Source organism: Pseudoxanthomonas sp. CF125 (assembly GCF_900104085.1).
Classification (GTDB): Bacteria; Pseudomonadota; Gammaproteobacteria; order Xanthomonadales; family Xanthomonadaceae; genus Pseudoxanthomonas_A.
In genome coordinates, this window is the sequence record NZ_FNLD01000003.1 from 910,956 (window position 1) to 917,835 (window position 6,880).

Annotated in this window: 7 protein-coding genes; 4 read left to right on the plus strand and 3 right to left on the minus strand. The window is 64.5% G+C overall.

Going from position 1 to position 6,880, the window contains the following annotated elements:
* Positions 1–15: 15 nt before the first annotated feature.
* From BLR66_RS17480 to fghA, 3 genes are all read left to right on the plus strand, one after another.
* Positions 16–1,125 (plus strand): S-(hydroxymethyl)glutathione dehydrogenase/class III alcohol dehydrogenase, encoded by a 1,110-nt coding sequence (locus BLR66_RS17480; RefSeq protein ID WP_093289850.1) that lies wholly within the window; start codon positions 16–18, stop codon positions 1,123–1,125.
* Positions 1,126–1,202: 77 nt separating this feature from the next.
* Positions 1,203–1,778: an S-(hydroxymethyl)glutathione synthase gene (gfa, locus tag BLR66_RS17485; RefSeq protein WP_093289851.1), complete on the plus strand. Its 576-nt coding sequence runs from the start codon at positions 1,203–1,205 to the stop codon at positions 1,776–1,778.
* A gap of 60 nt (positions 1,779–1,838) precedes the next feature.
* On the plus strand, positions 1,839–2,690 hold the full coding sequence (fghA, locus tag BLR66_RS17490; RefSeq protein WP_255402753.1) for an S-formylglutathione hydrolase: 852 nt from the start codon (positions 1,839–1,841) through the stop codon (positions 2,688–2,690).
* Between the two features lie 90 nt (positions 2,691–2,780).
* On the opposite strand, the gene BLR66_RS17495 is transcribed toward fghA, so the two are convergent.
* From BLR66_RS17495 to BLR66_RS17505, 3 genes are read right to left on the minus strand one after another with little or no spacing between them, the layout of a single operon-like run.
* Positions 2,781–3,470 carry a Dph6-related ATP pyrophosphatase gene (locus BLR66_RS17495; RefSeq protein WP_093289853.1) on the minus strand — a complete coding sequence of 230 codons (690 nt, stop codon included), beginning with the start codon at positions 3,468–3,470 and terminating at the stop codon, positions 2,781–2,783.
* Positions 3,471–3,485: 15 nt separating this feature from the next.
* Positions 3,486–3,830: a hypothetical protein gene (locus BLR66_RS17500; protein WP_093289854.1), complete on the minus strand. Its 345-nt coding sequence runs from the start codon at positions 3,828–3,830 to the stop codon at positions 3,486–3,488.
* Between the two features lie 54 nt (positions 3,831–3,884).
* Positions 3,885–4,832: a DegV family protein gene (locus tag BLR66_RS17505; protein ID WP_093289855.1), complete on the minus strand. Its 948-nt coding sequence runs from the start codon at positions 4,830–4,832 to the stop codon at positions 3,885–3,887.
* Between the two features lie 305 nt (positions 4,833–5,137).
* Here BLR66_RS17505 and BLR66_RS17510 point away from each other — a divergent pair, with 305 nt between their 5' ends.
* On the plus strand, positions 5,138–6,778 hold the full coding sequence (locus tag BLR66_RS17510) for a sensor domain-containing diguanylate cyclase (RefSeq protein ID WP_176943941.1): 1,641 nt from the start codon (positions 5,138–5,140) through the stop codon (positions 6,776–6,778).
* The last annotated feature ends 102 nt before the right edge of the window (positions 6,779–6,880 follow it).

The window sequence follows — 6,880 nt, forward strand, 5'->3', positions numbered from 1 at the left end:
TCGCAGGAGTTGCACATGAAATCACGCGCCGCCGTCGCCTTCGCTGCAGGCGAACCTTTGCAGATCGTCGAGATCGACGTCGCTTCGCCGCAGAAGGGCGAAGTGCTGGTCAAAATCACCCATACCGGCGTCTGCCATACCGACGCGTTCACTCTGAGCGGCGACGATCCGGAAGGCCTGTTCCCGGCGGTGCTGGGCCATGAAGGCGCGGGCGTGGTGGTCGAAGTCGGCGAAGGCGTCACCAGCGTCGCCCCAGGCGATCACGTGATTCCGTTGTATACGGCCGAATGCCGCGAGTGCGAGTTCTGCAAATCCGGCAAGACCAATCTGTGCGTAGCGGTGCGCGCGACCCAGGGCAAGGGCGTGATGCCCGACGGCACCACGCGCTTTTCCTACAACGGCCAGCCGATCTACCACTACATGGGCTGCTCGACCTTCAGCGAATACACGGTCGTGGCCGAAGTCTCGCTGGCCAAGATCAATCCGCAGGCCAATCACGAACAGGTCTGCCTGCTCGGTTGCGGCGTCACCACCGGGATAGGGGCCGTGCACAACACCGCCAAGGTGCAGCCGGGCGATTCGGTGGCCGTGTTCGGCCTGGGCGGCATCGGCCTGGCGGTGATCCAGGGCGCGCGCCAGGCCAAGGCCGGCCGCGTCATCGCCATCGACACCAATCCCGGCAAGTTCGCGATGGCGCAGGAGATGGGCGCCACCGACTGCGTCAATCCCAAGGACCACGACAAGCCGATCCAGCAGGTGATCGTGGAAATGACCGGCTGGGGCGTGGACCATTCGTTCGAGTGCATCGGCAACGTCAACGTGATGCGTGCGGCGCTGGAATGCGCGCACCGCGGCTGGGGCCAGTCGGTGATCATCGGCGTGGCCGGCGCCGGGCAGGAGATCTCCACGCGGCCGTTCCAGCTGGTCACCGGGCGCAAGTGGATGGGCACGGCCTTCGGCGGGGTGAAGGGACGCACCCAGTTGCCGGGTATGGTCGAGGACGCGATGCGCGGCGACATCCAGCTGGCGCCCTTCGTCACCCACACTCTGCCGCTGGATGGGATCAACGAAGCCTTCGATCTGATGCACGAAGGCAAGTCGATCCGTACGGTGATCCACTACTGACGCGTGTTGCTACAGGGGCGTCGCGCGGGCGTTCCGCGCATCCGCTGAATCGGTGGTTTCCGCACCGGAGGGTCACCATGAGCACAGTCAAGATTCATCCATCGGTAGACAACGGCATCAAGGCGGGCGACGAAAATTTCGTAGGCGGCACGCTGGCCTGCCATTGCGCCCAGGATCAGGTCACCGTCAAGGTCGACGCGCAAACCGCCCACAACCACGCCTGCGGCTGCAGCAAATGCTGGAAGCCGCCGGGCGCCACGTTCTCGGTGGTCGCGGTGGTGCCGCGGGACAAGGTGTCCGTCACCGCCAATGCGCAGAAGCTGAAGATCGTCGACGACAAGGCCACCATCCAGCGCCATGCCTGCAGCGACTGCGGCGTGCACATGTTCGGCCGCATCGAGAACAAGGAGCATGCGTTCTACGGGCTGGACTTCGTCCACACCGAACTGTCGCCGCAGAGCGGCTGGTCGGCGCCGGGTTTCGCCGCGTTCGTGTCCTCTATCATCGAAACCGGAACCCCCCCGGCGCAGATGGCAGCGGTGCGCGCGCGTTTGCGCGAACTGGGCCTGGAGCCGTACGACTGCCTGTCGCCGGCGCTCATGGACGCGATCTCCACCCAAGTAGCAAAATTGCGCGGCGTGCTGGCCGCGTGACCTCGCAGAAGCGGCCATCCGGTTCCTTCCCGACGCCGGGAAGGAACCTCAGGAACACGCATGACACTCGCACGCATGACACTTGAACGCATCGAACACCGCGCCTGCTTCGGCGGCTGGCAGGACGTCTACCGGCACCGATCCGAAGCGCTGGATTGCGAAATGAATTTCGCGATCTACCTGCCGGCACAGGCCGCGACGCAGAAGTTGCCGGTGCTGTACTGGCTCTCCGGCCTGACCTGCACCGAACAGAACTTCATCACCAAGGCCGGCGCGCAACGCTATGCGGCCGAGCACGGCGTGATCCTGGTCGCGCCGGACACCAGCCCGCGCGGCGAGGAGGTGGCCGATGCGGACGGTTACGACCTGGGCAAGGGCGCTGGCTTCTATATCAACGCCACTCGGGCACCGTGGTCCAGGCATTACCGGATGTACGACTATGTGGTGTCGGAATTGCCGGCGCTGGTCGAGGCGAATTTCCCGGTCACCGACGCGCGTGCCGTTAGCGGCCATTCGATGGGTGGGCACGGCGCGCTGATCGTGGCGCTGAAGAATCCCGGCCGCTACCGCAGCGTGTCGGCGTTCTCGCCGATCGTGGCGCCGTCGCAGGCGCCGTGGGGCGAGAAGGCACTCGCCGCGTATCTCGGCGAAGGCCGCGAAACGTGGAAAGCGTGGGACGCCACGGCGCTAGTCGCCGGCGCATCGGAAAGGCTGCCGCTGCTCGTCGACCAAGGCGGGTCCGATGAATTCCTGGCCAACCAGCTCAAACCGGAACTGCTGGAGGCGGCTTGCGAAGCGGTCGGCCATCCGCTGACGCTCCGCCTGCAACCTGGCTACGATCACAGCTACTACTTCATCGAAAGCTTCATCGGCGAGCACATCGCCCACCACGCCGCCGCCTTGAAAGCCTGAAACCGTAGGAGCGAGGTGAGTCGCGAATCGTTCGCTTCGGTTTTCTTGGTTTCGCGACTTACGTCGCTCCTACGTCGCTCCTACGCCGGTCTATGTCGCCGGGCCTGTTTGCAGCTCGAAATCGGTATAGGCGAATCGCTGGTCGCGCAGGAGGGTTTCGCCACGCGTGATGGAGATCGGGTGCTCGAACATCGGCCCGGCGTGCACGCAGGTATGGAATTCGCCGTTCTCGCCGCAGGGATCCACGTCCGCCGGCAACGCGTCCAGCAAAGCCGCGTCGAAATCGCGTCCGGAGAAGTCGGCGGATAGTTGCTGGGTATCCACGCAACAGATCGCCGCTTTCAACCCGCCTGCCTGCATCTCCCGCGCCAGCGATGGGGTGTCGCTGCCGAACAAGGGCGTCAGCACCCGCCAGCCCAGTGGTGCGCACATCGCCACGCGGTAGTCGCGGATGTCCTGCAGGAACAGATCGCCGAAGGCGATGGACAGCGTACGCGGCCAGCGCTCGCGCGCCGACCGCAGCGCGGAGGCGAACGCCGCTTCATAAACCGCGTTGTCGCACGCCGGCGGAATCATCGCCTCGATCAGCGGCAGTCCGGCGGCCATGGCCTGGGCATGCAGTACCTCCCTGCGGATTCCCTGCATGGAGACGCGCTCGTAGCCAGCGGTGACCGTGGTTATCAGCCCCGCCACCGGAACGCCCGACTGCCGCAGGCGATGCAAGGTCCAGGCCGCATCCTTGCCGCCGCTCCAGGACAACAATACCGGCTCGACGGTCATGGCGCCGGCATCCGGTCAGGCGGCAGAAACGTCGCGCAGTTCCCAGGCGCTACCGGCCAGCAGGCGCAGGCGGTGCTTGAACACGCTGCCGGGAATCGAGGTGACCACGATCAGATCGATCTGCAGGTCGTGCTGCTCGCCCTTGACCGTCGCGCCGGGATCGGTCGCGCCCAGCGAGGCGTCCACGCCATCGGGATCGGGTTGCGCATCGCGCCAGCGCTTGAACAGGCTGTCGCTGCCCAACGCTTCCTGCAGTTGCGAGGCGAACGCATCGGCGCCGTTGGCGCTGAAGCTGAGGTCGGAATCGCTGCCGCGCGCCTTCTTCGGATCCTTGAGGCTGATGTAGTAGCGGGTCGCCATGCGGTCACTCCATTGAAGAGGAACACAGCCTAGCGACGCCGCGTTATCCGTACGTTAGGAGACGTTGAAGGTATGCGGTTCGGCGGCGAAGCCGACCACCACCGCGCCCTTGCCTACGTTGACCATGCCGGTCAGGCTCATCACGCTTTCAAACACTTCCACGTTGTTGTTGGCGCAGATATCGCGCAAGCGGGCGTAGCCGGGCAGCGCGCGCATTTCGGCCAGTTCGCCGCCGTAGCTCAGGCACACGGTCGGAGTCAGCAGACCGGAAATCACCCGGTTGCCGGCGAACTTGAACATCTGTTCCACCGCATTCTCGAAGCCCTTGATCTTGGCCACCGGCTCGGTCTTGCCGGCATGGCCGTGCAACACCGGCTTGATGTCCAGCGCGCTGCCCAAAGCGACGCTGAGTAGGCCGACGCTGCGGTCGCCCTTGGTCCGCGCGCGCGCGCGCAGGTAGTAGAGATCGCGCGGGATCATGTAGCCGTGGCTGTTGGCGGCTAGGTATTCCAGCTTGGTGCGCATGTGCTGCACGTTGGAACCGGCTGCGCGCATGCGCACCGCTTCCACCGCGGTGACGCCCTGGGCGGCGAACAGAGTCTGGGTATCGATCACCCGCAGCGCGAACGGCGAGTTGTGGCCCGCGGCCTGACGCACCGGTTTGTAATCGTTGAGGATGGCGAAGCTGGCCTGCATCGCGTTCTCGTGGATCGGGCTGCGCGTCTTGGTGATGGTCATGCAATAGACGTGGTCGTAGTCGATCACCAGCCGTTCCAGGAACAGGTCGCGGATCTGGTTGACCGTGAACGGAGTCGTCTCGGCTTCGTGGCCGCGCTCGGCCACGTGCGCGTGCAGGAAGCTCAAGGTGGCTTCTTCGTCCCGGTGATCGGCCAGCACCGCATCGCCGATGCGCACGGTGATGGGCAGCAGCACGATGTCGTTCTTTTGAATGAAGTCCTGCGGCAGATCGCAGGCGGAATCCACCACTATTCCTATGCGCATGAAGCCCCTCCCGGCATGCATCGCAAATAAGCCCGGCAACGTAGCGCAAATCTGCAACCCGCTGCGCTGAAAAAGTGTGCGTTAGTCCACATTCTCGCGTTCTGGCGGTCCAGGCGGCGCTGGTTTCCGTAGCGGATTCAACTAGAACCCCGGCGCTTACCAGGACCTCGCCCAACTCCTGGATTGGGTATTGAGGGCAAAGTGGTTTCGTATAAAGAGTGATGTGCATCACATTTTTGTGTGAGTGGCGCTTGTTAAGGGCTGCCCCTCAGGCTGACACTGGCGCCAGGCAAGCAAGGGGCGAGATGAGCAAGCGCTGGCTGCTGGTGGGGACGTGGTGCCTGGCGCTGCTTTGCTCCGCTCATGCCCAGGCAGACGGCATCGTGCGGATCGATCCCCTCGCTGCCGACAGCGGTTCCACCGCCAAACAGCACGCGGGGATTTTCGCCGAACGCGATTTCATCGCCGATCCCGATACGCCTTCGGTCATCGGCAATGGTCAATGGCGATTGCAACCGGCCGCCGGCATCGATCAGCCGCTGTTGCTCGTCTACCACCCTTACAGCGCACGGGTCAGCGTGCAGGGTCCAGGCCTGGCCAAGCCGGTCACCCAGACCTTGTTCGATCGCGATCTGGATCCGCAGTATTCGCGGCATGCGCTGGTGTTTCCGTTGCTGAGCGACGCCCCGGTGGACATCAAGGTGGAGGGCGCACGTTATCCCTTGCAGGTGGCGGTGGTTCCGCGCACCCGGCATATCGCCCACGACCTGACCCAGGTGCGCATCCTGCTGCTGTCGGTAGGCGTGCTGGTGGGCGTATCGCTGACCGTGCTGCTGTTCTGGGCGATGCTGCGGGAGCGGGTGTACTTGCTCTATGCAGCGACCATGGCGCTGCAGATGCTGTTCCTGCTGTGCTCGTATGGAGAGGCCTACGCGCTGCCGGGCCTACGCGCGCTGGCGGCGTTCGGCGCGCCCGGTATCTGGTTCATCGCCACGCTATCGACCATGGCCGCGGTGTGGATGCTGCAGGACTACGCCGGCCTGCGTTTGCGGGTGCCGCGCCTGAGCCGGGCCATGCGCTGGGTGGGCATCTACATTCCGGCGCTGGTGCTGCTGTTGCTGGTAGCGCCGTGGCCCGCGCGCAAGGAATGGTTTCCCAATGTGGGCAACGCCTTGTTCCTGCTCACCAACGCACTGGCGATCACCGCCTTGTACAGGGCTTGGCGCAGGGGAGGGCGGCATGCGGGCTTCATCCTGATCGCCTGGGTTCCGTTGGTGTTTTTCAGCACCGCGCGCGCGATCCAGCTCAGCATGGGCATCCCGGTCGAACCCTGGCTGCAATACGGCTTGCCACTGGTGCTGGCCTTCACCGCGGTGGTGCTGGCGCTCGGACTGGCCGACCGCATGCTCACCTTCCGCCGCGAACGCGATACCGCCCAGCAGCATGCAGAACGCGATTGGCTGACTGGCGTGCTCAACCGCGGCGGTATCGAACATCGCCTGGATTGGGCGGTGCTCAATACCCGTCGCGAAGGCATGCCGCTATCGCTGTTGTTCCTGGACCTGGATAATTTCAAGCAGGTCAACGATTGTTTCGGCCATGCCCTGGGCGATGCCTGCCTGCGCGCGGTGGTGCGTCTGGTCAGCGAAGAACTGCAATACGGCGATCATCTGGGCCGCTTGGGCGGCGAGGAATTCGTGCTGGGCCTGCCGGGCGCAGACAGCACACGCGCCATCGCCATGGCCGAACATCTGCGCCTCAAGATCCAGGCCCAGTGCGAGCAAGTGGAAGGCGTGCCGGCCGCAGTCACGGTGAGCATCGGGGTCACCCAATGCAACGCCACCGATACCGTGGCGACGCTGATCAAGCGGGCCGACAAGGCGATGTACATCGCCAAGCATGGCGGGCGCAATCGCGTGGCTACGTTGGAAGCTGCGGCGGTTTGAGCTTTTGTTCGTTGCCTGTCGGCGTGTGGTGACGTCGGGAAAGCACTGCTTTTGCTTTGCCCCCTTTGGAGCGCTTTTCAACAGCCGAATGGCTGGTCAAAG

What these genes read in the sequence shown, in the direction of transcription:
- BLR66_RS17480 (WP_093289850.1), top strand. Translation starts at nt 16, where the DNA reads ATGAAATCACGCGCCGCCGTCGCCTTCGCTGCAGGCGAACCTTTGCAG.
- gfa (WP_093289851.1), top strand. Translation starts at nt 1,203, where the DNA reads ATGAGCACAGTCAAGATTCATCCATCGGTAGACAACGGCATCAAGGCG.
- fghA (WP_255402753.1), top strand. Translation starts at nt 1,839, where the DNA reads ATGACACTCGCACGCATGACACTTGAACGCATCGAACACCGCGCCTGC.
- BLR66_RS17495 (WP_093289853.1), bottom strand. Translation starts at nt 3,470, where the DNA reads ATGACCGTCGAGCCGGTATTGTTGTCCTGGAGCGGCGGCAAGGATGCG.
- BLR66_RS17500 (WP_093289854.1), bottom strand. Translation starts at nt 3,830, where the DNA reads ATGGCGACCCGCTACTACATCAGCCTCAAGGATCCGAAGAAGGCGCGC.
- BLR66_RS17505 (WP_093289855.1), bottom strand. Translation starts at nt 4,832, where the DNA reads ATGCGCATAGGAATAGTGGTGGATTCCGCCTGCGATCTGCCGCAGGAC.
- BLR66_RS17510 (WP_176943941.1), top strand. Translation starts at nt 5,138, where the DNA reads ATGAGCAAGCGCTGGCTGCTGGTGGGGACGTGGTGCCTGGCGCTGCTT.